The following is a 26,031-nucleotide window of genomic DNA, read 5'->3' on the forward strand; positions in this document are numbered from 1 at the left end:
CAAAAATTAATTTGAACTCTATTGGGATATTCACTTCCTCCCCCTTTGAAAACGAAGAAAAAGCTAATCACCATAGCCAAGCGTGCTTGTACAGTTGGAAATACGATTGAGCAAGGGGCGGAGGTTGAAGTTGTAACGAATTAAGGAAAAGCTCCAAGCTTGTGCTTGGAGCTTTTCTTTTAGGATTGCAAGTGAGATTGTATGGTTTTCAAGTCTGGCAAAGTGGTCATTGCTCCCTTCACGGAAGAAGCAAGGCCTCCAGAAACACTCGCAAATTCCGCCATTTGCTTAGCCTTTTCGAGGGTAATGGTATCTAGTGCTCCTTCACACTCATGCATACAATAAAGGATTCCCGATACAAAGGCATCTCCAGCACCTGTCGTATCAACCGCTTGAACTTTCATCGCATTCACTTTGGTGGTTTGGTCTTGAACCGCAACTACACTGCCATTCGGTCCAAGTGTCACGAAAATCAAAGGAATGTTATATTTCTTTAATGCTTGAATTCCCTTTCCTACATCGCTTTCTCCTGTTAAAAACTCTAACTCTTCCTCTGATACTTTTAATATATCAGCATTCGGAAGCATGTCTTGAATGGTCTCCTTCGCTTGATTTTCTGAGCCCCATAAAGCCATTCTCAAGTTGGGATCAAAAGATACAAGGACACCGTTCTGTTTAGCAATTTCCACCGCCTTTTTCGAAGCTGTTTTTACTGGTTCATCAATAAGGGAAATCGAACCTATATGTAAGATCTTATTTTCTATCATGTGCTTTTCATCTAATTCATTAGCACTTAGAAACTCATCTGCTCGCGGATCCACAAAAAAGTCAAAGCTACGATCTCCAGACTCATCCAAGGTGACGAAGACAAGTCCGGTTTTGACCTCTTTGGAAAACAACATATGATTTGTGTTTACTCCATATGTTGCTAGGGTATTTTGAAGAAAATGACCAAGGACGTCATCCCCCACTTTGCCGATAAAGGTAGATGGGATTTGTAGCCTTGCTAACCCTACCGCAACATTAGCTGGAGCACCACCTGGACTTTTTATATACTCCATATTCCTTGCATCCTTTGGAATAAAATCAATTAACGCTTCTCCTAAACTAACCACGCCTCTTTTCATCACACTAACCTCCACATTCAAATCTACCCTTAGTATAACAAAAGAAAAGGTAAACCTTTCTATGATTATCATGCAAAAAAGCCCTACCATTCAGTAGAGCTTTCCATTCGACAAAAACCGGGGGGTACACTGTACTGGCACTTATTCAGTAGCAAATTTCTTTTCCATCAGGTTAAGTGCGTAGGTTAGGACGAGTGTTAGGATTAAATAAATGACTGCTACACTGATATACGGTTCCCACACCCGGTAATATTCCCCTGTCGCTGCTCGTCCCCAATAAAGAAGTTCTGGAACTGCTATGATAGCCCCTAACGAAGAATCTTTCAGCAAAACGATAAATTCATTTCCTAAAGGTGGAATCATCCGCTTAAATGCCTGTGGTAAAATGACATACCGCATGACTTGAATCTTATTCATCCCTAGAGAGTGAGCTGCTTCAGATTGCCCTCGATCAATCGATTGAATCCCTGCTCGGAAAATTTCTGCGATATATGCTGCGGCGTTCAAAGCTAACGTTACAACCAGAGATGTTGTTGCTCCAAAATCACCAAACGACGGTATAATCGCAAAATGAAATAGGAATAATTGCACTAACAATGGTGTTCCTCGGAAAAAATTCACGTACCAAACAAATGGCATACGAATTAGCCATACTTTAGACATCTTTCCTATTCCGATAAATAATCCAATAAAACATCCAATAAGTGTACCTAAAATGGAGGTCCAAATTGTTACAAACATTCCTTCCATCAAAAATGGAAGATACTCCACGATAATATCGATCCGAAAATCCATATGACTTCTCCCTTTACGTCTTTTTATCTATCTAAAATGAACAGTCGGTGTCTAGTAGCTATTTCTAGATAATTTGTGTACCTATTCCCGATTCCAAAGAGGAAAAAATAGCGTAACGAATACCGTTACGCTATTTTTCTTTTCCTTAGCTTAATCAGTAGCCGCTTCTAGCAGAGCATCTGTGTCTGCCTCCACACCGAACCACTCTTTATAGATTTCTTGATACTTCCCATTTTCAATAACTGCAGTTAACGCTTCGTCAAGATCTGCTTTTATTTTGCTGTCTTTCGGGAACATCCAGCCATAAAACTCCGCTTCAAAGTTTTCTTTATCTGTTATCGTTTCTACATTCGCATCTGGATTATTTTTCACATATTCATTTGCTACGACGTTATCCGTTACGACAGCATCCACATCTCCATTTGCTAGAGCCATGAAAGCTACTGCTGTTGTTTCATATTTCAACATGTTATCGGCATTTTCTCCGACTACTTTTTCAGCAGCTGTTTGACCTGTCGTTCCATTTTGAACCCCAATTTTAAGTTCTTTTAAGTCTTTTGCACTTGAAATATCGTCTCCAGCATTAAATACGATCATATGAGTGGACTCAAAGTATGGTAGTGAAAAATCGAATGTTTGTTTACGCTCGGCATTAATAGTAATACCTGCAACTCCGATATCCAAGTCCTTTCCTTGAAGGGAAGCAAAAAGCGGATCCCATCCAACATTTTTCAATTCATATTCATAGCCAGCCTCTTCCATCACGGCAGCTAAAAGGTCTACATCAAATCCTACTATTTCCCCTTTATCCATATATTCGAAAGGAGCAAATGCTGCATCCGTTCCTACTTGAAGTACTAGTTTTTTCTCTGCTTCACCTGAAGATCCTTCTCCATTTGTTTCGGAATTAGCTTCTTCTGAGCTTCCACAAGCTGCAAGTATAAGCATGCTGATTAGTAGAATAAAACCTAAGTATAATTTCCATTTGTTTTTCATAAATATTCACTCCTGATGTTAATAGATTATTAGAATAAAATTAATAATACTATGATAACAACACTTTGACAACATAAAAATTAAACAAAATGAATTTTTATACATTAATATGTATTATATTTGGATGGATTAGCATCCAAATCTTTACTTTAGCTAATAGAAAAAAGATAATTAGAAGTCCCTTAAACAAAAAAATCAGGTAAGATAAAACACCTCACCTGATTCAAAGAAGATTACGAAGAAACTCTGTATAGGTTTTTGCTTTTAACAGTCGTTGAACTAATTCATTATTATCCACGATTTTACCGAGCATGTTATACATGTTCTGAAAATCCTCATTACTTTCTTTCTCCACACTCAGTAAGCAGACAAATTGAACTTTCTTGTCCCCCCACACAATTGGTTTTTCAAGTGTACAAAAGGCTAAGAATGTTTGGGGCGTTAATGGACTTATTGGATGGGGAATCGCAACGCTATTCCCGAACGAGGTCGGCGCCATCGACTCTCTTTGGAGGACAGCCTCCAAAAATCCTTCTTCCGCCAATCCCTTTTCCATCACTTGATGTACTAAATACTCTAATACCTCTTGTGTAGAAGCAAGGGGTTTTTGAAGGAATACGAGGCCCTCTTTTACATATTGAGAAACACTCGTCTGGTTTTCTTGAATGAACCCTTCAATCTTTTGAAGATCTCCTTCGCCCAGGATCGTATTCACTTCAATAACCGGAACAGGTAAAGATTCACGAATAGGGATGGAGCTAATCACGAAATCCACATTTTCAAAATCTACTTGATTTAACTTATAAAATTCGGTTGTACCCATTACTTTAATTTTAGAACCGAATTTAGCTTGAACTTTATAATTTAATAATTGCGCACTACCCATTCCAGATGCACAAACAATAAGGCATCGCTTTGGTCCACTTTCTAGTTTCCTCCGCTCCATCGCAGCCCCAATATGGAGGGCAAGGTAGCCAATTTCATTTTCGTCAATTTTCGCACCAAAATGCTCTTCTAATGCTAAACCGGCGATGATACCCGCTTCAAAAGCTACTTGGTAATTCACTTTAATATCTTCCAGCATCGGGTTCCGAATGTTCATGCCATATCTGTAGCGGTTAATCGCTGGCTTCAAATGCAAGCCAAGTCCCATAATAAGCTCTGTATCATGCCGAATCCCGAGATGCAATCGTTCCTCAATCGCATCGAGCACTGCGATTGTCAATTGATAAACTTCATCTTCTAACACATTCCCGATCTCTTGCTCACTCATGTTAGAGGTTGTAATCATCTTCGTTCCAAGTAAGTGAATCGCGATGTAGGCAATCTCTACGGGCGGGAATTTAACTTGTAACACCTGCTCCGCTTTTTGAACTATTTTCTTCGCTACAATGTATTCTTTTTGCGTAATGATCTCTTTTAGGTCTGCCTTATAGAGCTTCACATGATAGCCCGAAGTAATTCGCTTGTAGGCGATGGCAATATGAACAAATAGATTATTGATCGCGATATCAGACAGCGTAATATCGTTTTCTTCAATCTGTTCAATAATAATTTTCCATATCTCCGATAGTTCCTTTTCACCTGCTAAAGAGGATAACTCACTAGTCAATGCCGTGTTAGGAGAACCTTCTCCACTTCGGTCAAAAATATATTCAGACATACAGAATCTCAGTTTTACCTCACTACCTTTAATTTTCAAGCCGTAGTTAGGTCGTTTTTCTAATGCAATGCCGTACTCTTTTAAAATCTCTTTCACACTCTTTAAATCGTTTTGAATCGTTGATTTACTAATATGGATCTCATCAGACAAATCATCTAGCTTCAAGTATCCTTCTGCCAAAAGAAGTCGTCTTATTAAGTATTTTACCCTTTCTTCCGGTAAGTTAGGTTGAAAGGCTTCAGAATCATGCTTTTGCTGGAAGGTCTGTTGTAAAAATTTACGAAACTCCTGCTCTTCCTGCACTTCTAATTCATACCCTTTCCCACGGATAGAGTTAATACTAGCCCCATTAGACAAGAGCAATCGCTCCAGTTGCTTCAAATCATCACGAATCGTTCGAGACGTAACATCTACTTTTCTCGCTAAATGATCACTGGTTACAACTGTATCAGATGCCATTAGTTCTTGTAATATAGCGGTTAAACGTGAATTCATGGGTTCGCCTCCTTTCCTACAGAATTTTCATGGCAGCACGGACCTATAGGAACTCCTCAGACCCCACATAAAAAGGGCCTGAGGTCGGATTCATTAAGCCTCTTGCTTTTGGAAAAATTGTGGTAAATATTCTTTATGAGCTTCTAGCATTTCATCTAAAATTTCCTTCGCAACTGTATCGGAAGGAACAAGTGGATTGATCGTCATTGCCAATAAGGCTTTATGATAATCTCCTGTAACTGCAGCCTCTGCTGCCACACGTTCGAACGATTTGATCTGCTGTACGAGTCCACGAACGGCAACTGGCAAGTCTCCAACAGCAATCGGCTTTGGTCCTTCTTTCGTAATCACACAGTTTACTTCCACAGCTGAATCATGCGGAATACTCGCAATAGCACCATTATTGCGTGTATTAACAGGTTGAATATCCTTTTTATCATTATAAATCGAATTAATTAAGTTACATGCTGCGTCACTGTAATAGGCTCCGCCTCTTTTCTCTAATTGAGGGGGTTTTATATCTAACGTTGGATTTTTATAAAGTTCAAACAACTCTGCTTCTAATCCTTGAACAACTTCGGCACGAGTCCCTTTTTCCTCTAACTCTTCTAGCTCTTGCTTCAGCATTTTACCTGTTTGGTAGTAGTAACGATGGTACGGACAAGGTAGAATGCGAAGTGCTTTAATAAAATCAGGCTCCCAGCCTAAGTCCACAATATTTTCCATAGTCATGGATGCCCCGCTAGAAAGGATATCAAGTACCTTTTCTGTTACTAGTTTACCATCCAAAAATACGTTTAGACCATATACCATATGATTTAACCCAGCAAAATCAATATGAACTCGCTCTGGTTCCACGTCTAGCATTTCAGCAACGCCCATCCGCATACCAACAGGTACGTTACATAGCCCAATCGTTTTTTTGATATTACTGTAACGAAGAACTGCTTCTGTCACCATTCCAGCTGGATTAGAGAAGTTAATTAACCAAGCATCGGGGCATAGCTCCTCCATATCCTTACAAATATCTAAAATAACAGGAATCGTTCTAAGCCCTTTAAACAAACCACCTGGGCCATTCGTTTCCTGTCCTATTACACCGTATTTTAACGGGATCCGCTCATCCTTTGCTCGTGCATCCAACAAACCTACTCGAAGTTGAGTTGTTACAAAATCGGCCCCTTGCAAAGCTTCTCTTCGGTCCAAAGATAAATGGATCTCCATTGGAATACCAGCTTTTTGGACCATACGTTTAGCTAATGACCCAACAATCTCTAGCTTTTCCTTTCCTTGTGGGATATCTACTAGCCAAAGCTCCTTAATTGGAAGCTCGTCATATCTCTTAATAAACCCTTCTACAAGCTCTGGTGTATAACTTGATCCTCCACCAATCGTTACAACTTTAATACCACCCATTTCATCCACCATCCTTAAAAAATTAAGAAAGCCCTTACTTTCATTTTCAAAAGGGAATCAACCGGTTTCGCTCCGATTGAATTTCTACAAATCGCTTTTTCCATTTTATATAAGCAAAGGAAGGACGTAGTAATCCTACGTCCTGAACCTTTAAAATCCGTTATTTTTAGATACCTCTTTAATCCAGTAGGCACTTTTCTTTGCTGTACGTTCTTTCGTTTCTACATTTACAGAGAAGAATCCGTAGCGATTCTTATAGGCATTCATCCAAGACCAGTTATCCATGAATGTCCATAAATGATAACCCTTAGCATTACAGCCTTCTTCGATCGCCTTATGCAACCATTGAAGGTGGCCTTTTATAAAATCAATACGGTAATCATCTTCTATTCTACCATCTTTCAAGAAACGACCCTCGTCTTGTACACCCATCCCGTTTTCTGAAATGAATGATTCGATGTTGCCGTAGTTTTCTTTCAGATTAATCATGATATCATAAATCCCTTTTTCGTAGATTTCCCATCCACGGTAAGGATTCATTTTTCTTCCCGGCATTTCATAATTATCAAAGAACCAATCTGGCATAAATGGTCCATATGGATTCGGTAAGCTTTCTTTTGCTTTCACACGACGGGGTTGGTAATAATTCACACCAAGAATATCAATCGTGTTTTCTTTGAATAACTCTTTATCTCCTTCTTCCACAGTTGGAAGGTGACCGTGCTCTTTTAGCACCTCGATTAATTCTTTAGGATATTCCCCTAGTACAGCTGGATCTAGGAAGCTACGATTGAAGAATAGATCTGCTAAGTTCGCTGCTTTTAAATCCGCTGGGTTCTGGCTTCTAGGATAAGAAGGGGTTAAGTTTAAAATAATCCCGATTTTCCCATCCTTAATGGAATGCGCACGGAACGTTTTAATTGCTTTTGCATTTGCCACCATCGTGTTATAGGCAACTTGGAAAGCTTTCTTCGCATCCACGATGTTTGGATAGTGGAAGTCATACAAGTATCCTCCCTCTACCGGAACGATTGGTTCGTTGAACGTAAACCACTTGGATACACGGTCCCCGAACAATTCAAATGCTTTGTTTGCGAAATCCACATATAAATCAACTACTTTACGATTTTCCCAGCCGCCAATTTCCTGTAATTCTAACGGCATATCGAAGTGGAAAAGGTTCGCAAACGGCTCAATTCCCTGTTTCAATAGCTCATCGATTACGTTGTTGTAGAACGAAACTGCTTTCTCGTTAACCTCACCTTGTCCTCCTGGAATAAGGCGGGACCAAGAGATAGAGAAACGGAATGAGTTATGACCAATCTCTTTCATTCTGGCAATATCTTCTTTATATGTGTGATAGAAGTTCGATGTCGTTTGTGGACCTACTTCATCAAAAAAACGATTTGGTTCTTGTTCATACCAGTGATCCCAAATATTTAGTCCTTTTCCGTCCTCGTGAGCTGCTCCTTCAATTTGGGTTGCAGATGTTGCACTTCCCCACCAGAATCCTTTAGGAAACTTATAAGTGATAGACATGTTAGTAAAACCTCCTACTTATTTGTTGCGATAAATTTCAATAATCTCTACAGCCAAATCTCTTACGGTCATAGCTGTCATAAGGTGATCTTGGGAATGAATCAAAATCACATTGATTTGATTCTGCTCTCCATTCGCTTCTTTATGAAGTAGTTTTGTTTGAAATTCATGAGATTTTCCTAATTCTTCACTAGCTTCTTGAATTAATTCGTCTGCTCGTTCAAAGTTGCCTTCTTTTGCCTCTTGGATTGCTTCCATAGCAGAAGATTTTCCATTACCTGCATAAAGAATGATTTGAAACGCTATTTCTGTAATAGAATCCATTTTTATTCACCCCTGCGCTTCTATTTATTTGTTATGGTTGTGTATGAAAAGTATTTATCTCCCACCATGGGCGGGAGATAAATATGTTTTTTTATATAGCTTTATAGATTTATAGCTTTTCTGAACTTGCTTTTATCGATACTTCAAGTTCCAGCAGTAGCCACGTCCAGCTCCAGTGCCCAGCAACTAGCGAGACTTCCCTCACCTCTGTACGATAAGTCAACATCGATTCGCATTCGCTCATCGTGTTTCCTTTATCTCCGACGGTTCAGTCCAGTCCGTACGTTGCTAACCGGGCACTTCCGCTTTAGTTCTTCTTAACTAGCTTTTGTTTCGCTACCTTTGTTCTCGTTTTCGTAGTATTGCTTATCCATGATTTTAAGGAATGGCCACCAGATTACGAATACAATCACAATGTTAATGGCTTGCATTACAGCACCCATGATATTGTTTCCTGTAGCCAAGAATCCACTTAGCAATGCCGGCGTTGTCCACGGAACGATAATACCCGCTGGTCGCGGAACCATACCTGTTGACATTGCAATATACGTAACAATTGCTACAACTACTGGTGCTAATAACCAAGGAATCAACACTAGTGGGTTCATGATAATTGGTAAACCAAAGATAATTGGTTCGTTAACGTTAAAGATACCCGCCGGAGCACCTAGTTTACCAAGTTCTTTCAATTGTCGACTTCGACCAATTAGGAAGATACCGATAATAACCGCTAATGTCATACCAGAACCACCAATACCTACGATAAAGGTATCAATGAATTGCTTCGTTACAACGTTTGGAAGATCTGTTCCAGCTTGGAATGCAGCAAGGTTTTCATCATTCAAGGCATACCAGATTGGATCAAATACAGAGTTGATAATGATTTGTCCGTGTAATCCGAAGAACCAGAATAATTGGATTAATAGTACCGCAATAATCGTTGCTGGTAATCCACTACCAAGTTCTGTTAACGGAGCTTGGATTAATGTGTAAATAAAGTTTTGTACGGTATCATATTTTGTAAAGCTGAAAAGAATTCTAACCACTAAGAATACAGTAAGTGTCAAAGCAATTGGAATAAGTGCACTAAACGATCTAGCTACTGCATCAGGAACACCTGCAGGCATCTTAATAGTTAAGTTCTTTTGTGTAAAGAATCGATATAATTCTGCTGCAATAAATGCTGTAAAAATACCTAAGAACATACCTTGTGCACCTAGTACAGATGTTGGGATAACTCCACCCACAGCTTCTGTAGCTCCTTCAGATGTCACAAAATCAATCGTTTGTGGCGTAAGGATTAAGAATGATGCAACCGCAACAACCCCACCATAGATAGCCTCACCTTTGTAATGCTCGACCAACTTATACCCTATACCTATAATAACAAAGAGACCCATAATACTTAATGTTGCAGCAGATGCCGGTCCTAATGCAGCTTGATAAGCAGCATAAGCATCCTCGCTAATTGCTTTGTCTAAAAACGGCAAGTTAGCGATTACAACAAAGATAGAACCAAAGATGATTAATGGTAAGGCTACCATAAATCCGTTCCGTAATGCTGTTAAGTAACGGTTGTTGTTCAATTTATCCGCAACAGGTAACAGAACATTTTCCAATATTTCCATAAATCTGTTCATGGAACGTTTCCCCCTTTTTTCTTATTCGCCTATAAGTTCTAAGGCTTTATTTAGTACAGCCTCCCCATCAACACGACCGTAAGACATTGGATCAATGATATCGAGAGGAATTCCTACTTCTTCTGCTGTTACAGCAAATTTCTTCTTCATAAATCTCATTTGAGGTCCAATGAGAAGAACATCTGCTCTTTCCATTTCGGATGGTGCTTTATCTTGAGCTACTGCCCAAATTTCTGCTTCTATTCCTTTTGCTTCAGCAGCTTCCTTCATTTTAGAAACTAGAAGACTTGTAGACATTCCTGCTGAACAAGCTAGTAATATACGTTTCATGTTGAGTTCCTCCTTGAAAATAAATACTTTTCTTGAAGCTAGTTTTATTGTAGTTTAAAAGCGTTTTCAACAACACACATACTTTTTCCGTTGACTAACGGAAATGGTTACTGAGTCGAAAGTAACGTTTTATGTATCCAAATAGCTGCTTGCATTCCATCTCCCATTGCTATGGTCACTTGCTCGGAATGTGCCACTACATCTCCTGCTGCCCAAACATGTTCTACATTTGTCATTTTCTTTCGTTGATCTACGAGGATATGTTTGTTTTTGTATAGCTCTACTCCTAGGTCCTCTGCCAATTCTGAATTGACCTTATTACCCCCGAATGCAACAAATGCATGATTTGCTGAGATTACTCGGTTGTCCTCCAACATAACCTTCTTTAATTGCGATCCCTCTGTTATAACTTTCCTAATGGGACTATTTACATATTCGATTTTCTTATTCTCTAGCTCTTCCTTAACCGATTCACTTATAGGTTTTCTCTCATGATTAATGTAGGTTAAATCCTTTGAAAAATAATGTAGCGTGAGTGCCATATTTGCACCAACGTCCCCAGAACCTAATATTAATGCTTTCTTATCCTTGATTTCATAGCCATCGCAATCAGGACATACGTAAACACTGATTCCTAGACACGGCTTTATTTCGGATAGCAACGGAATTCTGTCCTTAACACCTGTTGCGAAAAGGAGCCTTTTACCATGAACAAATTGTTGATTAGATAGCTTAAATTCAAAGCCTTCCTTCCGTTTGCTTACTTTCTCAACCTTTTCCTTTAAAAAGTGAACGCCTAGACTCTCTGCCTGCCTTCGACCTGTATTCCTCAACTCTTGTCCACTCACACCATTTGGAAAACCAAGCACGTTGTGATAGCATCTACAAAGATTAGAACGACCGTCACTTGAGTCAATCACAACCACTTTATGTTGGTACCTTCCTAGCTGAATAGCAGCCTGTAATCCTGCAATGCCTCCACCGACAATGACGCAATCAAACATTCTGAACATCTCCCTTCTTTTTCCGTCGTTATTGTTCACTTATTTAAATGTTCTATCCATGTAAAAGAAATTAAAAAAGCCCCTCCGAAAAGGGACTTTGTCACATAATAATATAAAGAATAACAGGCAAGGTCACGATACTTAACAAAGTACTCGTCAAAGTACTACTCGAAACAAAGGCTGGCTTCGTATTAAACTGTAGTGCGTACATGGTTGTATTCGCTGCTGTCGGCATTGCCGCCATCAAAATCAGAATATCTTTTATGAGTTCATCCACAGGTAAAAAGAGGGTAAACCCATATGCAATGACTGGTGCAAGGACTAGTTTAATCATCAAAGCAAGAGAAAGCTTTACAGGTTCAATTTTATTCAGGGATATGCTAGCCAGTTGCATCCCTAGCACAATCATAATGGTTGGAATCGTGGCACTGGCCACCATATCGACTGCAGTCATTAATTGATCTCCTATGGAAATATCAAATGCCTGAAATACGATTCCAAGAATAGCACCGTATATAATAGGAACTTTTACAACTTCTTTCAACGGGGATACGCTTCCTTTTCCACCTTTTGCCGCTATATAAATGCCAACCGTACACATAATCAGTTGTTGGAGAATCATTAGGATTACGGCATAATGCAATCCTTTCTCACCAAACACAAGCAAAACAAGCGGCACCCCGTAGTTTCCGTTGTTCATAAACGTAGAAGAGAGAATAAATCCACACGTATTTCTTACATCCCATTTCGCCACATAACCAATAATAATACTAAGAACAATTAAACTTAAACATAAAAGAAATAAAAACAAACCTAAATACGCATAGTCCATATTCAGATCATTTTGATAGAATGTCCGAAAAGATAGAAACGGAGACATCAGATACAAAGCCATCGTCGAAATCGGCTTAATCTCTATCTTCCAAACCTTTTTACCGATAAAACCAATCGCAAATATACCGAATATAGGAATTAAAACAGAAATAAAACCCATCTTGTTGCCACCTTTTACTTGATAGATTGGGAGGGTTTCCTGAGCCTTCTTCTAATCAATTGATTAACAACCTCTGAAAACACAAGTCCTATTGCAATCGCTCCCGAAATAAGAAAAGCTTTTGCTGCTAATTGTAGTGCAGCGTTATAATCATTTTCCACAAAATTTCTCATCGCATCGTAGGCTAAGCCTCCCGGAACTAACGGAATAATGCCAGAAACATCAAAAATAATGATAGGAGTTTTAAATACCCGTGCGCAATGTTGACTAAGCACCCCTACGAGAAAAGCAGCAGCTAGAGTTGCGGGAACCTCATCAACCTCCTGGTAAGCACTCAACCAGTAATACAAAATCCAGCCAAGCATGCCAATCCAGCCACAGTGCAGTAGTGACCGTCTAGGGGCATTAAAGAGGACCCCAAAACCGGCAGCAGCAATAAAACTCGTTATTAATTGAGCAAACATTTAGGAATCCTCCCTATAAGAATGATAAAACAACGGCAATACCTGCTCCGATCGCAAATGCCGTTAGAAACGCTTCTGCCCCTTTAGACAATCCTGCTACAAGATGCCCTACCATTAAGTCCCGTACCGCATTTGTAATTAATAGCCCGGGAACTAATGGCATGACAGAACCGATAATAATCTTATCAATTTCCACTCCCCACTGCAGCCAAACAAAGGTAATTGCTAAAATACCAATAAACATGGAAGCTAAAAACTCCGAGAAGAACCGTATCTCAATGAAACGATTAAAATAGTTCATCGCAAAAAAACCTACCCCTCCAGCAATAAGAGCAGGAATAAAATCATACCAGCTTCCATCAAACATAATGGTGAAACAGCCACTCACAAATGCTGCAACGATCACTTGTAACCATAGCGGATAGGCATAGGACGCTTTTTCAATTTGGTTAAGCTCTCTCCTAGCTGATTCCGCAGTAACCATTTTATCGGCGAGCTGACGAGAAACACTATTCACTAAATCCACCTTATGTAAGTCCGTCGAACGTTCGGAAATTCTACTAAAGTAGGAATTGGAGGTAGGAGCTACTGAAAAAAGGATACCTGTTGGCGTTACATAGCTTTGGGAATCTGTAATGCCCATTGCTTTAGCAATTCGTATCATCGTATCTTCTACCCGATGCGTTTCCGCCCCACTTTTTAGCATAATGCGACCGGCCAGCAAACAAATATCCACGATGTCTTTTTCACTGTATGTATCCATATCTACCACCTCACTCACGCACTCTTTTGAACTATTACTATAACATGGATTGGATGTAAAAACCTAAATACATGGATTGGATTCCTTCTATATAAGGAATCCCTATAGATCTTGATATTAGCAAACAAACGCAATCATCCCAAGAGTGAACTCTTGGGATGATCTAATGGTTTTAATATAATACTTACCGGTCTCTGATATCCAATTATATTCCTTTTCTCAGTTCAGAAACAAAGTGTTGGAAATCACTTAAACGCTCCTTAAGAATCGTTTCAAGTATGTCTATATTTAATCGTTGATAGTCATGAACAGCTATATTACGAAACCCAATCATAGATTTCATATTGTTCGCTATTTGAAGAGACAATTGGCCATCTTTCACAAGGAAATCAAAGGATTCTCTCGAGGATTGTGGAATTCCCAAATCTTTTGACCGACAAAAGTGCATGGCTAAATCAATGGCTGCCTCACAACAACGTTGTAGGTTTAAGATGATGGAATCTTGTTTGGTATAGTTTAATAAGTTGTCACTTTGCCCTTCATATTCTTCTTGTATTCTTTTCAGACATCGTTCGATTATTTTCACTTTATTTATCCATATATCTTGATCAACCATGCACATCCTCCTTTTTAATAAAATCATCAATAATCAGTAATCTTTCCTCATTAAGTTTTGCGTATTTCTTCATAATAGCAAGTTCTATTTGAGCACGATCGAAAGGATTTTTTTCATACCATACAATCCCAGTTTTCAGTATCTGAAAAGCTAAAACTTCATTTGCAGTACGTAAATCAATGAGATCTACATCTTTGTTTACTTTACTAGCAAGCTCTTGAGAAAGAAAGAAACGTTCTTTATTAGAATGGATTTCATCGCTTATAAACGCAAGATCCAGGTCACTTTCAGGATTCGCAAAACCCTGCGAATATGAACCAAATAAATAGATGACAGAAGCATTAACCTTTCGGGATAAAAAATGAATAATCATCTTCTTATCTTTTTCAGTAATCACCATGCCTTCTCTCCAATCTTCCCAATAAGCTAGAATTAACTTAATATTACCAAATATTTAAACGAACTAAAAACTAATCTTAAAATATCCATTCCAAAGTTTAGCAAGTCCACGCTTACGATTTATCCTACTTCCCCTCATAAAGAGCGTAAAAAGTGAGAAAGAAGCTTGTTTGTAAGATCTTATTTTATAACAATGGCGCGCACCAAACCATTCATCCCGAACTTCGGCTGGTTGGATCATTACTGGGTACAGCTCATTTCCGAGGCAAATGATCCAAAAAGTTCTGATAAGCAAAGCCTCGTACTTCCCCTTCTTTATAATACTTCAACAATTCATTAATCAGATTTTGATATTCGCCAGCATGATTTAGCCCTTCCACGAACTGTCCTATCCCATCAAAGTCTGAACCAAATCCAATTTGCTTGACCCCGCCTAACGCACACATGTGATCAATATGCTTAATCAAATCAGAGATTGTTGTTGGGCCTTCCACTTTTATAAACGGTGGGTTAAAGACAACATGAATGAGACCATTGTTTTCAAACATTGCCTTGATTTGTTCATCGTACAAGTTTCTTACATGATCACATAAGGCACGAGCATTGGAATGACTAGCAAACGGAAAATCAGCTAGCTCCATCACATCCCAAAATCCATTAATGGATAAATGAGAAACATCCGTAAATACCTGTTGTTCATTATTCAACTTCACTACTTCTTTTCCAAGCACAGTTAAGCCAGCACCTCGAGGATCTCCTACACCATCTGCACAGAGATTCGCATTGTTCCACGTAAGCCCAATAGAAAGAACACCTAAACGATACAAGTGTCTGAGCTTCGTTAAATCATTTCCGAATGCGTCTGCTCCTTCAAGGGTAAGTACCGCACCTATTTCCCCTTCTTTTAACTGATGGAGCTGCTCCCACTCTTTAACATGAACAACACCAGGGCTTGCTAACACATCGGTATAAAAAAAGTCGACTTGCTCTAATGCGTGCTGCCACTTTTCATTATCAGGCAAATCCGGTTCTACGAAAATAGCAAAAAACTGAACTGCTACTTCCCCTTGTTTTAGCCTCTCTAAATTGGTATCTAGAAAAGGATCATTCTGGTAATTCAAAAGGTTTGCCTGGTTAAAACGGTTTAGTCTTTTGGAGATTTGTAGTTTCAATAATGCATCGCAATGTGTATCAAAGAGCTTCATGTTTTGCCTCCTTGGATTGTTGAATGAATGCTTCATAAATACGGCGAGAATCCTCATCGTCTACTTCCAGTAAATTTTCCGGATGCCACTGTAAGCCTAATGCAAAGCGGTGAGTTTGACTCTCAATGGCTTCGTTTACTCCATCCGTTGCTTCCCCAACACTGGCGAAGCCAGGTGCAATCCTTCGATTAGCCTGATGATGCCTACTGTTAACGAGCAACTGCTCTTTACCAGTGATTTGCTGGAGTAAGGAATTCTCTTTCACTTTTACGAAATGAGAAGCATGACCTTTTGGGGCTTTTTGCTGATGCTGTAAGAGTGAATGATTGATTTGGTCATAAATATCCTGATACATATCACCACCTGCTGCTATGTTCAAGACTTGGGAGCCTCTACAAACGGCCAATATCGGCTTGTTTTTCTCGAGCATATACCTAATCAAAGCAATTTCAAAAGTGTCCCTGGCAGGAGTAATCGTACCTAAATTAGGATGTGGTTCTTCTCCAAATAGAAAAGGGTTAATGTCATATCCACCCGTTACATATAGTCCATCCAACTGGTCCCCGATCGCTTTAATATCTTGTTCATTCGTTAAGTTTGCTAGTGCAAACGGAAGCCCACCAGTGCGGGTTATCGCTTGAACATTTGCTGTACTAAGCGTTACATGAGTATTTTCCACTTCTATCGATGTCGTAATACCTATAATCGGTTTCACTGAAATCCCCTCCAAAGTATGTATATATTCATTGTATTTCTCTTTATGGAAATGTTGACTTTATCCTCATTTTTATAGGAAAGGGATTTCTTCCTTCATCTTATCATAATTTGGACTTGCCATTATTCCACCCATACTTGTTGTTCCCCTTATATTTCTCATCTTCCACGAAATATTCTCGGTCAAAAGTAGGAGAGAACTTCCCTCCTATTTACGATGTGCATACCTCGATTGTTTTTTATCCTATAGGTAAGACAAAATTTGGGGAGAGATTTACATGTTAAAAAATAAAGTGGTTGTAATTACAGGAGCTAGTTCAGGGCTAGGGAGATCATTAGCCTTTGCATTTGCTAAAGAAGGCGCGAAGCTCGCGATTTGTGCACGAGGAGAAAAAAGGTTGTTAGAAGTACAAAAAGAACTCCAAGAACTAGGCGCTGACGTTTTAGCGGTTACTACAGATGTTGCTGACACACAAGATGTGGACCGCTTCATTTCTCTTATAGAGGAAAGATTTCACGCGATTGATGTTCTCATTAATAACGCTTCAATTTTTGGACCAGGCCCTAGTCTTTTGGTCGACTACCTAGATGACGCTTTTCAAAATGTCCTTAGAGTGAACACAGTAAGCGTATTTCTTACTACCAAAAGAGTCTTACCTGGCATGTTGATGAGAAACTCGGGATCGATTATTAATGTTACTTCAGAAGCTGGGCAGACTGGCTTCGCGGAGTGGGGAGCTTATGGCATTTCAAAATTTGCTTTAGAGGGATTAACGGAGACATGGGCAGATGAACTGTCCGAAACAGATATAAGAGTCAATATGGTCGACCCAGGGGAAATGGATACCCCTATGCACGAAGTTGCAGTTCCAGATTGTGATTATGAGCTTGGTAATCCAGATCATAGCACAAACGTTTTTCTCTATCTGGCGGATGATTCTTCCAAAAACGTGCATGGGAAAAGATTCGAAGCACAAAGATTTCAATCGGAAGGGCTGGGAGACCTATGAATGCCATGACTATTCAAATACCAAATCATTTACATGCAAAAGAGCCAGTTGAATACACCAAAGGTTCCAGGGATCAAGTCAAACTAATGGTAACCAATCCTAGGAATAACCAAATCGTACACACTAAATTTTCTAATCTAAAAAACTACCTACAAAAAGGAGACCTTCTCGTCTTTAATAATAGCCGAACCATTCCTTCTGTTTTAGACGGTTCTGTCGGAAAAAAAAGTGTGGAAGTTCGACTAGCTCACCGTTTGAATGACGCTCAGTGGAAAGTACTTCTTTTAGATAAAACAATTGATATAGGCGATACGATCATTTTTTCTAAAACTCTTCTTGCTGTAGTTGCTGAAAAATCGACGGACATCCCTCTCGTTACCTTAACATTTTCCCAATCTGGTGTTTCGCTTATGGAAGCATTTTATCGGATCGGGAAGCCCATTCATTATGAATATATTGAAAAGGATATCCCTTTAGATGCCTATCAAACGGTTTATGGAACTGTGCCAGGGTCTGTTGAACTTGCCTCTGCTGGCAGACCATTCACGTGGACCATGATGGACGGATTAAAAAGCAGCGGGATGGATATCGCCTTTATCCAGCTGCATACCGGCCTGAGCTATTATGAAAATGACCGATGGCCAGATCCCATCCAACAACCCGAGCATTACCATGTACCGGAACGTACAGCGGAGCTAGTTAATAAAACCAAACAGAGTGGTGGACGTGTCATCGCTGTCGGTACTACTGTAGTTCGCGCTCTCGAAAGTGCTGCTAAGAAAAATAGGGTTAACCCCATCCGTAGTTCAACAAATTTATATATTAACCAGAGCTTTTCCCTTCAAATCGTGGATGGTTTATTAACAGGATTACACGAGCCTGAAGCAAGCCACCTTGACATGCTGTCGGCCTTTATCGACCCTGTCCTGCTTAAATCAACCTATGAGGATGCGATAAAAAAAGAGTATAAATGGCATGAGTTTGGCGATATGAATCTAATTTTAGCGGGTGCTCTATGAAGGTACACCATTTCGGGGTAGAAGTTGTGAATCTGGAGAAATCAATTGATTTTTACCAAGACTTCTTTGACTTTAAGCTAGAGCAAAAACTTTATTTAGAGCCAGAAACACTCGTATTCTTAACAAATGGAACCGCTCGTATAGAGCTAGTTTGGAATCCAAAGAATACAAAAAAGATTTCTGAACTCGCTCACATAGCTTGGGAAGTGAAACATATAAACGAGTGGATTCAACGCTTAGAAAAAAAGAACCTATTCCCAATAGAGGACCCCATTGATTTAGACAACGGTTGGAGTACTGTTTTTTATCGAGGATGGAATGGAGAAATAATCGAATTAATTTCCACATAAGAAGATGGGCACCTATTGTCATCAGGATGGTATGTGCCTATTTTCATAAAAAATTCTTCCATATGACTTGGATCGCCATTACAAAACAGACGGTAACTACAATGGGTCTAATGATGGAAGCACCTTTGGATAGTACCATTTTCGCCCCAACAAAGGAACCTAAGACTTGACCAAGCATCATCACGATACCGATTAGCCAGGCGATATGTCCAAAAAGTAAAAAATATAGAAGGGCTGCAAAGTTACTTGTGAAATTTAGGACTTTTGCGTGTGCTGTTGCTTTAGAAGCACCGAAACCACATAACGTCATGAAGGACACCGCCATCAAACTACCAGTACCAGGACCGAAGAACCCATCATATAAGCCTAGCAGTGGAGCAATAGTTAAGGAAAAAACAGACAATCTCATTCTGGCTTTACGATCCTCGTCCTTTACCTTTGGGGAAAATAAAAAATAAAGACCAATAGCTACGAGTAATAAAGGTAAAATTAAAATTAAATATTCGGCACGCACTTGCAAAAGTAACCATCCACCGAAGATAGCACCCAAAAAGGTCATAATGACAGATAGTTTGATCGCTTTCTTATGTATAGCTCCCTTTCTTATAAAATATAAGGCTGCTACAAACGTTCCACTGCTTCCTTGAAGTTTATTCGTTGCGATGGCAGTTGCCGGTGACAAACCAGCTAACACCATTGCCGGTATGGTAAGTAATCCGCCTCCACCCGCAATGGTATCCACCCATCCTGCCACGACAGCAACCAAAAACAATATTAATAAAATTTCTATGCTAAATTCCATTTGATAGCCCCCAAAGAAACCGTTTAAAATGAGCTTACATACCACTAATTAAAGTTTTGGATATCTTATCCTAGTCGTTCATGTAAGTCAATCCGTATTTTGAAAGATTTACTTTGGGGAAATTTATCTATAAATGATGTAACCACAGTGAAATAAAGACACCAACTGCGGTGATAAAGCCTACACTAGGCCCGCCTTCTTCATAAGCTTCTGGCATCATCGTAGAGGCAATCATCGAAATAATAGCCCCACCAGCAAACGAACTCATAATCGCTTTAATACTGTTAGATGCTTGTTCGAGTAAGTAAGCACCTAAAAAAGCACTTAAGGCAGAAAAAAGCACAACAAATACCCAAAGTATTAAAATTTTCTTTTTAGAATAACCACTCTTCTGCAACCCTACTGTACTAGAAATCCCTTCTGGTAAATTACTAATAAAAATGGATATAACCAATGCTAAGCTAACCGATTTTCCTCCAACAAGACTTAATCCAATCATGGCCGATTCAGGTAATGTATCCATGACTGTACCAATAAAAATACCCTTACCATTTCCTTGTGATTTCCCATCCTTACGTTCCGGATTCCGGTCTGATCCTTTTCGCTCATGTCCTCCCTTTCTGGACACAAGAATATCTAAAATGGTAAAAAGTAGCGCTCCACCTAAAAATCCTATCGCAATCTCTTTAAAGCTACTGATTTCCAACGCATCTTCTAACAATTCATAAGAGGTTGCCCCAATTAACGCTCCTGTTCCTAGTGCCATAATAAACCCTATTATCTTTTTCGGGATCTGAATCGAAAGAACAATAATGGCCCCAAGCAGTGTTGCTGATGCCGCAATGGTTCCCCACATAATAGACTGGAACATGTATGTAACTAACCTCCTACCAACACTTAAATCTCACCCTTTTATCCTTTTTCATTTACGCATTAATTTATACAGATTGAAACATGTTATAATATAACGAAAGAAAGACCACAGCCACCACTGTGATCTTTCTGTATGATTTGGGCCTTCTTCTGTAAAGAAGAAGGTTCTTCAGTTTATACTTCCTACATATAACAGGTCGTCAGGTTTTACTTGATCTTGCTCCCCATTAACGATTTGCTTCACCCCTGCTAAAGTGTCTTTTAGTGCTACAGTTTCCCCAGCTTGTTTGGTAAAGGCTTCGGCAACGTAGAAAGGCTGTGTGAAAAAGGCAACTAATCGTTCTCCTCGTTTATACGTGATTTGATCTTGTTCAGAAAGCACATCCATTCCTCTTTCTCGAACCAAATAACCTAATTCCTTATATCTTCTAATCGTTTTCTTTGCTTTTTGTAACAGCTTCAGATGCTCCGAATCTACGGCTAGCTCTTCCGACACAATTGAAGTAGATGTGATATGGTTTACAGCTGGGTAGTAATGTTGAGAGGCTAGTTCCATATCAAACTCGAGCAACGTATCTAATGGTCCATATGGTAAATCTTCGTCTACAGATTCTCCCGTTGTATCGACAATAGCTAGGGTCGGATGAATATCTTCCGCTATTAACTTATCTCGTAATTCAAAAAATGATTCCGATAAGTAGACACTGCGATCAACCCCAAGAATAATATCGGCACCCTTTCCGAACTCAACGAGTTTTCGGAATACTTCTTCCCCACTTTTGCTATCATAATCCGTTTCCGTTAAAACTTCATCAATACCTGTTGCCGTTTCATCTGAGAGAAAGAACACGGTGTGAAACCCCATTCCTTTTAGACGGTGAAATAGCTCTGTAAGCAATACTAACTGCCCCATTCCTTGACGAGCAACAAAACCTACTGCACCTCTTTTTGCGATGGGCGCAAAGAAATCCAACGTTTTAATCCCCGTTTCAATCATGGCCATCTCCCCTTTCCTAATCACTAGATCATCCAATTTGCATTGTGCTAGCTCTGCTAAGCTAACTAAGGTTCGCACCTCTGCTCTTGCTAACGGTATCTTTCCTGTACAAAGATTGGATACCGTAGCTGGTCTCAATCCAACAGACTTTGCTGCCACTGTTAAGTTCGGGACACGTTCTCTTAACAGGGCTACATTTAGCTTCATTTCATTTTCCATTATTTACACCTCCTATATTTACTCTATATAGTAAATCAAATTACTTTTAAATGCAATATCAATTTCTTTAAAAAGTAAAAAAATTACGCTAAAATAAAATCCAGCTAGGTGAAGGACTTACCAACTTTCATTAGTGATTATCTGGAGGACATGGAGTACCTTATTGTTTGGAATACACCTATATTTCTGTTTAAGAGGACATCCAGTTCGTTATCTAGTGATATTCCCAGGATATAAGCCTTATTTTGATAAATAAAGGAACAGATGTCCTTAAAACTTATTAATTGCTGCTTTCGCACAATTAGCGGAGCCTATGTCCTCTCAGAAAAAACGATCCTCATCAACAACATCTTTTTGTGAAATCGTAGTTGGTCCATAAAAAAACAGCATACCAATATCTAAGCAATTTGGTATGCCATTTAACTTGCTCATTCAGTTTTTCCCGAACAAAAGGGAAATGCTTAACCTATCTCCCTTTCACTTCAGCTTTGCTAATGCATCTGTTTGCTTTAATACACTTTCTAGTAGCTTGTTTCCTTCTTCTAACTCCGCTACTTCCATAAGTGCTCCCTTATAGCCTTTTTCTTTAACAATGCTTTGTAGTTTAACCGCTTCTTCATCTCCTGGATCCTCATACTGCAAGGCCGCAGCAATAGTTTTCGACAAGTTTACGGGTTCGTTATTCATGAGCTTTTGGTAAAGGCTAGCAGGACGAATTAGTCGATCGTTCGGTCCAAGTTTTCTTAATGGTGCACGACCAACTCGATTTACTTCATCTGAAATGTATGGATTTTTAAAGCGATTAATGATTTTTTCAATATAGGCTTTATGCTGTTCTTGATCAAACCCATACTGTTTCACAAGGACTGATCCTGATTCTTCCAATGTACCTTGTAAGATCTCCTCTACTTGTTCCGCATCAATCGCATCTTTTATAGTTTGGAACCCTAAGTACGCTCCCAGGTAAGCAACTACCGCGTGGCCAGTGTTAACCGTAAATAGCTTTCGTTCGATATACGGAGCTAAATCAGGAACATAGGTGAGCCCTGCAATATCGAGCTTTCCTGCTTTCAACTGGCTTTGATCAACAACCCATTCATAGTAAGGTTCTACCGAAACTGCTAGAACATCTTCATTCACTTGGTTCGGAACAATTCGGTCTACAGCTGCATTTGGAAAACCGAACAGGGATTCAAAATTTTGTTGCTCCTCGTTGGAGAGTTTTTCAAATACCTTTTCCTTAAGTAACGAGCTTCCACCAATCATATTTTCACAAGCTATTAAGTCCAATGCTTTTTTGCTTTGCTTGTACCGCTGTTGCAAACCTTTTGCGATTAAGTCTGCTATGATTGGGAGAATATTTGGCCCTACAGCGGTTGTCACAATATCCGCTTCAGCAATGGCTTGGATGACAGCATCAGGGTTTTCCCCGCTATTAATCCCCTGTACATTCTCTACTGGCAGTTTCTCACTATTTTCATCCGAGAGTGTGACACTATATCGCTTTCGTTCATTAAGTGCATCAATAACCGTTTTATTTACATCGACAAATGTGGTGTGAAACCCAGACTGATACAGCAATAACCCAATAAATCCTCTTCCAATGTTTCCTGCTCCAAAATGAACAGCTTGCATTTAATTCACCTCATTAAACATATTTAAAATTTCTTCTTTAGATTGAGCGTGAACTAATTTTTCTACATTCTCTTCTTCTGCACATACTAACGCAATCTTAGAAAGGATTTCTAAATGCTCATTTCCCTTTCCAGCGATACCAATTAGGATTTTCACGATGTTTCCGCTCCCGAAATCAATTCCATCAGGGGAAGTAACAATAGATAATCCTGTTTCTTTTACAGCCGCTTTTGCATCTTCTGTACCGTGAGGAATCGCAACATTATTTCCGATATAAGTAGAGGTCACTTCTTCCCTTTCTAACATTTTATCTACGTACGTTGCGTCAACATAACCATTCTCTACTAAAATATCCCCCGTAAAGCGGATGGCTTCTTCTTTTGATTCTAGTTTTGCATCCAATCGTATATTATCTGTTGTTAAAATCTCTTTTGCCAAAACAAACACTCCTTTATAACTTATCATTCACAAATAAATTAAGCTGATGAGATAAATATTTACTGATCTTATCCTTATCACAGGATTCAAATACATCAATACTTTCTTGATCTCTCACTAGTAATCCACTAATATATCCCAACACCTCTAGGCTTTCCTCTGTTGCCTGTTCCGGTGCTAGCATCAACATAAGGCAGGACATACTTATATTCTTTCCATCCATGGCGGAAACGATTATAGGATGGCGCAATCCGAAAAAGGTTAAAGATGGTTTACGGATATAAGAGCTTCTCGTATGATAAAGAGCCAAGGACGTTTGTGGGATACCCATTCCACCTAGCTGCTCTCGCTTTATCAGCTTGCCGACGACTTCATCTTTGTTTTCGGTTACTTGTAACGTTTCTAACTGCTTTGCTGCTATCTTCAATAACTCATGAATGGAGAGTTTCTCTTCCATATACGTTACATGAATGCCACCTAATAAATCTAAACAAACATTTGAGAAGTTTTGCATTATCTTCAGTCGATCCACGGACTGAATACTCGTTACTTTTCCTGGTTCCTTCTTTTTTGTGGTAACTGCCCGTTTTTGAATGGATTGTTTTCGTACAAATTTCTTCACTTGGTGAATTTCTTGTTTGGTTAAAATCGGGGATACGGTCACGTACTCACTATCTTCTAATTGTGACAGTGGGATGGTTGAAACAATCAAATCATAGAAATCATGTTCGATTTGTTCTAGCTCAAATAGCGACTTATTATCGACCGTTTGAACTTCTGGAATCTCCTGCAGCAATCTCGAAGCAAGCATCTTGGAGGTACCGATACCACTTGCACAAATAACAAGTGTCTTCAAATCCGACTTCTGTTCCACTTCTAATAAGGAGGAAGCAAAATGCAAAACGAGGTAGGCAATTTCCTCTTTCGGAAATGCTATGTCCTCAAAAATCTTTTTTACTCCATCATCAATGATAGAAAAAAGCAATGGATAATCTTGTTCGATTTCATCGAGTAAGGGATTTTTGATTGTCATGTTTTGCTGTAATCGATAAATCGTCGGCTTCAAATGTGCGACTAAATCATTAAACAGTCTTGTATGACTATTCAGATCCTCGTCCAAACGATCACCGACATACTGAATAAGCTCTTTTGCTTTATAAGCAACATCTAGACTGGATTCCTCTAATACATATTCGTCATTATAACGAATCTTCGCTCCCATAAGGTGCATCGTGATATAACCAATCTCATCTTCTGGGATATGAAGGTTTAAAGCTTTTTCTAAATCCTCAATCATCGCTTGCGCTATCACAAATTCATTCGTTTCTTTTAACTCATTTAAGTAGTCTGGGTCAAATTGAATATTACCACCCTTTTGTAACCTCTCTAAAGCTAATGCTAGATGTACGATAATGCCAATATACGCACTATCTGCTAAATCATATGGGAGTCCATTTCTAACCCTATCGACGCATCTCTCAATCATATAAAGCTTTTCTTTTGCGACCATACCCAACAGTCTGTTTGAAATCATATCTAACTGCTGTTTGGATTTCAGCTGAATATTATTCCGAATCAATTCTAAGAAATCTAGCTCATCAAGATGGCGGGAGATCAAATAGCTTAGAGCAGCTCGCTTATCTTTTTCCTTTCCTTCTACTCGAACCCCATACCCTCTTCTTCTAATCAAAGAAAGCTTAAAATCTTCTAACTTGTCGGAAATTTTATCAAGATCATTACTAACAGTAGCGATGGTCACTTGTAGCTCGCTAGCTAATGTAAATAATTTAATTGGCTCATGGGACTCTAACAAGGCGGACATCACGATGGCGTGCCTTTCTTCTGGTGTATAGTCGGTATGGTTCACTTGGAACAAAGCAATTTCTAGCTGTTCCTTATGTTCTTTTTCCCCTTCCAGACTTAAACCAACTCCTGATTTCTTGTTCAAAGTTAAATCGAAGTCTGCAAGGAGCTCATCTACACCCTTTAAATCACGGTGAATCGTTCGTGTACTCACACCCAAGAACTGTGCAAGCTCTTGAATCGTAACTTCCCGGTCATTCTCCAAAAGAAACTCCAATATCTTTCGTTCTCTTCCTGAGATATACAGTCCCGCCACCCCCTCATTCGTTCCCTTAGTATGAGTCAACATTGTTAACTTAATAATATTCCTCTTACAAACCATCCACAACAATTACCCTCAT

General features: G+C 39.3%; 26 protein-coding genes. 3 read left to right on the plus strand and 23 right to left on the minus strand.

Translation table 11 applies throughout. From position 1 onward, the window contains the following. Window positions 1-179: 179 nt before the first annotated feature. The 17 genes from KO561_RS18495 to KO561_RS18575 all read right to left on the minus strand — a co-directional run bounded on the left by KO561_RS18495 (window position 180) and on the right by KO561_RS18575 (window position 16,485). Window positions 180-1,127: an aminoimidazole riboside kinase gene (locus KO561_RS18495; RefSeq protein WP_231094786.1), complete on the minus strand. Its 948-nt coding sequence runs from the start codon at window positions 1,125-1,127 to the stop codon at window positions 180-182. A gap of 141 nt (window positions 1,128-1,268) precedes the next feature. Beyond that, window positions 1,269-1,922 carry an amino acid ABC transporter permease gene (locus KO561_RS18500; protein ID WP_231094787.1) on the minus strand — a complete coding sequence of 218 codons (654 nt, stop codon included), beginning with the start codon at window positions 1,920-1,922 and terminating at the stop codon, window positions 1,269-1,271. A gap of 150 nt (window positions 1,923-2,072) precedes the next feature. Continuing rightward, on the minus strand, window positions 2,073-2,918 hold the full coding sequence (locus KO561_RS18505; RefSeq protein ID WP_231094788.1) for a basic amino acid ABC transporter substrate-binding protein: 846 nt from the start codon (window positions 2,916-2,918) through the stop codon (window positions 2,073-2,075). A gap of 223 nt (window positions 2,919-3,141) precedes the next feature. After that, on the minus strand, window positions 3,142-5,076 hold the full coding sequence (locus KO561_RS18510) for a BglG family transcription antiterminator (RefSeq protein ID WP_231094789.1): 1,935 nt from the start codon (window positions 5,074-5,076) through the stop codon (window positions 3,142-3,144). Window positions 5,077-5,169: 93 nt separating this feature from the next. Further along, a complete protein-coding gene (locus KO561_RS18515) occupies window positions 5,170-6,492 on the minus strand; it encodes a 6-phospho-beta-glucosidase (RefSeq protein ID WP_231094790.1) in 1,323 nt (440 codons plus the stop codon). 150 nt (window positions 6,493-6,642) lie between these two features. After that, entirely contained in the window at window positions 6,643-8,031 is a 1,389-nt protein-coding gene (locus KO561_RS18520) for a glycoside hydrolase family 1 protein (RefSeq protein WP_231094791.1), read from the minus strand. Between the two features lie 18 nt (window positions 8,032-8,049). After that, a complete protein-coding gene (locus KO561_RS18525) occupies window positions 8,050-8,355 on the minus strand; it encodes a PTS sugar transporter subunit IIA (RefSeq protein ID WP_231094792.1) in 306 nt (101 codons plus the stop codon). Between the two features lie 317 nt (window positions 8,356-8,672). Beyond that, window positions 8,673-9,995: a PTS cellobiose transporter subunit IIC gene (gene celB / locus KO561_RS18530; RefSeq protein ID WP_231094793.1), complete on the minus strand. Its 1,323-nt coding sequence runs from the start codon at window positions 9,993-9,995 to the stop codon at window positions 8,673-8,675. Window positions 9,996-10,016: 21 nt separating this feature from the next. Then, complete coding sequence (locus tag KO561_RS18535; protein ID WP_231094794.1) at window positions 10,017-10,325, minus strand: PTS sugar transporter subunit IIB; 309 nt, start codon at window positions 10,323-10,325, stop codon at window positions 10,017-10,019. Window positions 10,326-10,432: 107 nt separating this feature from the next. Continuing rightward, window positions 10,433-11,338 carry an NAD(P)/FAD-dependent oxidoreductase gene (locus KO561_RS18540; protein ID WP_231094795.1) on the minus strand — a complete coding sequence of 302 codons (906 nt, stop codon included), beginning with the start codon at window positions 11,336-11,338 and terminating at the stop codon, window positions 10,433-10,435. A gap of 91 nt (window positions 11,339-11,429) precedes the next feature. Beyond that, a complete protein-coding gene (locus tag KO561_RS18545) occupies window positions 11,430-12,323 on the minus strand; it encodes an AEC family transporter (RefSeq protein WP_231094796.1) in 894 nt (297 codons plus the stop codon). Between the two features lie 14 nt (window positions 12,324-12,337). Beyond that, on the minus strand, window positions 12,338-12,787 hold the full coding sequence (locus tag KO561_RS18550) for a threonine/serine exporter family protein (protein ID WP_231094797.1): 450 nt from the start codon (window positions 12,785-12,787) through the stop codon (window positions 12,338-12,340). A 13-nt stretch (window positions 12,788-12,800) separates the two neighbouring features. Further along, window positions 12,801-13,550: a threonine/serine exporter family protein gene (locus tag KO561_RS18555; protein ID WP_231094798.1), complete on the minus strand. Its 750-nt coding sequence runs from the start codon at window positions 13,548-13,550 to the stop codon at window positions 12,801-12,803. A 205-nt stretch (window positions 13,551-13,755) separates the two neighbouring features. Continuing rightward, complete coding sequence (hepT, locus tag KO561_RS18560) at window positions 13,756-14,166, minus strand: type VII toxin-antitoxin system HepT family RNase toxin (protein WP_231094799.1); 411 nt, start codon at window positions 14,164-14,166, stop codon at window positions 13,756-13,758. Further along, window positions 14,159-14,566 carry a type VII toxin-antitoxin system MntA family adenylyltransferase antitoxin gene (mntA, locus tag KO561_RS18565; RefSeq protein ID WP_231094800.1) on the minus strand — a complete coding sequence of 136 codons (408 nt, stop codon included), beginning with the start codon at window positions 14,564-14,566 and terminating at the stop codon, window positions 14,159-14,161. Before mntA ends, hepT begins: the two co-directional genes overlap by 8 nt. Before the next feature lie 253 nt (window positions 14,567-14,819). Beyond that, window positions 14,820-15,770, minus strand: coding sequence for a dipeptidase (locus tag KO561_RS18570; RefSeq protein WP_231094801.1), 951 nt, complete (start codon window positions 15,768-15,770; stop codon window positions 14,820-14,822). Continuing rightward, window positions 15,757-16,485 carry a gamma-glutamyl-gamma-aminobutyrate hydrolase family protein gene (locus KO561_RS18575; RefSeq protein WP_231094802.1) on the minus strand — a complete coding sequence of 243 codons (729 nt, stop codon included), beginning with the start codon at window positions 16,483-16,485 and terminating at the stop codon, window positions 15,757-15,759. The genes KO561_RS18570 and KO561_RS18575 overlap by 14 nt, the downstream gene beginning before the upstream one ends. Before the next feature lie 277 nt (window positions 16,486-16,762). On the opposite strand from KO561_RS18575, the gene KO561_RS18580 reads away from it, so the two are divergent. From KO561_RS18580 to KO561_RS18590, 3 genes are read left to right on the plus strand one after another with little or no spacing between them, the layout of a single operon-like run. After that, on the plus strand, window positions 16,763-17,494 hold the full coding sequence (locus KO561_RS18580; protein ID WP_231094803.1) for an SDR family NAD(P)-dependent oxidoreductase: 732 nt from the start codon (window positions 16,763-16,765) through the stop codon (window positions 17,492-17,494). Between the two features lie 5 nt (window positions 17,495-17,499). Continuing rightward, a complete protein-coding gene (locus KO561_RS18585) occupies window positions 17,500-18,513 on the plus strand; it encodes an S-adenosylmethionine:tRNA ribosyltransferase-isomerase (RefSeq protein ID WP_231094804.1) in 1,014 nt (337 codons plus the stop codon). Beyond that, on the plus strand, window positions 18,510-18,863 hold the full coding sequence (locus KO561_RS18590) for a VOC family protein (RefSeq protein ID WP_231094805.1): 354 nt from the start codon (window positions 18,510-18,512) through the stop codon (window positions 18,861-18,863). Before KO561_RS18585 ends, KO561_RS18590 begins: the two co-directional genes overlap by 4 nt. A 43-nt stretch (window positions 18,864-18,906) precedes the next feature. Here the strand turns inward: KO561_RS18590 and KO561_RS18595 are convergent, their stop codons facing one another. The 6 genes from KO561_RS18595 to KO561_RS18620 form a co-directional block, all read right to left on the minus strand. Further along, window positions 18,907-19,665: a TSUP family transporter gene (locus tag KO561_RS18595; RefSeq protein WP_231094806.1), complete on the minus strand. Its 759-nt coding sequence runs from the start codon at window positions 19,663-19,665 to the stop codon at window positions 18,907-18,909. A 127-nt stretch (window positions 19,666-19,792) separates the two neighbouring features. Further along, window positions 19,793-20,536: a ZIP family metal transporter gene (locus KO561_RS18600; RefSeq protein ID WP_231094807.1), complete on the minus strand. Its 744-nt coding sequence runs from the start codon at window positions 20,534-20,536 to the stop codon at window positions 19,793-19,795. Window positions 20,537-20,707: 171 nt separating this feature from the next. After that, on the minus strand, window positions 20,708-21,754 hold the full coding sequence (locus KO561_RS18605; protein WP_231094808.1) for a P-loop NTPase family protein: 1,047 nt from the start codon (window positions 21,752-21,754) through the stop codon (window positions 20,708-20,710). A gap of 477 nt (window positions 21,755-22,231) precedes the next feature. Further along, window positions 22,232-23,389: a mannitol-1-phosphate 5-dehydrogenase gene (locus tag KO561_RS18610; RefSeq protein WP_231094809.1), complete on the minus strand. Its 1,158-nt coding sequence runs from the start codon at window positions 23,387-23,389 to the stop codon at window positions 22,232-22,234. Then, on the minus strand, window positions 23,390-23,827 hold the full coding sequence (locus tag KO561_RS18615) for a PTS mannitol transporter subunit IIA (protein ID WP_231094810.1): 438 nt from the start codon (window positions 23,825-23,827) through the stop codon (window positions 23,390-23,392). Window positions 23,828-23,840: 13 nt separating this feature from the next. Continuing rightward, window positions 23,841-25,979: a BglG family transcription antiterminator gene (locus KO561_RS18620; protein ID WP_269140724.1), complete on the minus strand. Its 2,139-nt coding sequence runs from the start codon at window positions 25,977-25,979 to the stop codon at window positions 23,841-23,843. Window positions 25,980-26,031 lie beyond the last annotated feature (52 nt).

This window comes from Radiobacillus kanasensis (genome assembly GCF_021049245.1).
Lineage (GTDB): Bacteria > Bacillota > Bacilli > Bacillales > Amphibacillaceae > Radiobacillus > Radiobacillus kanasensis.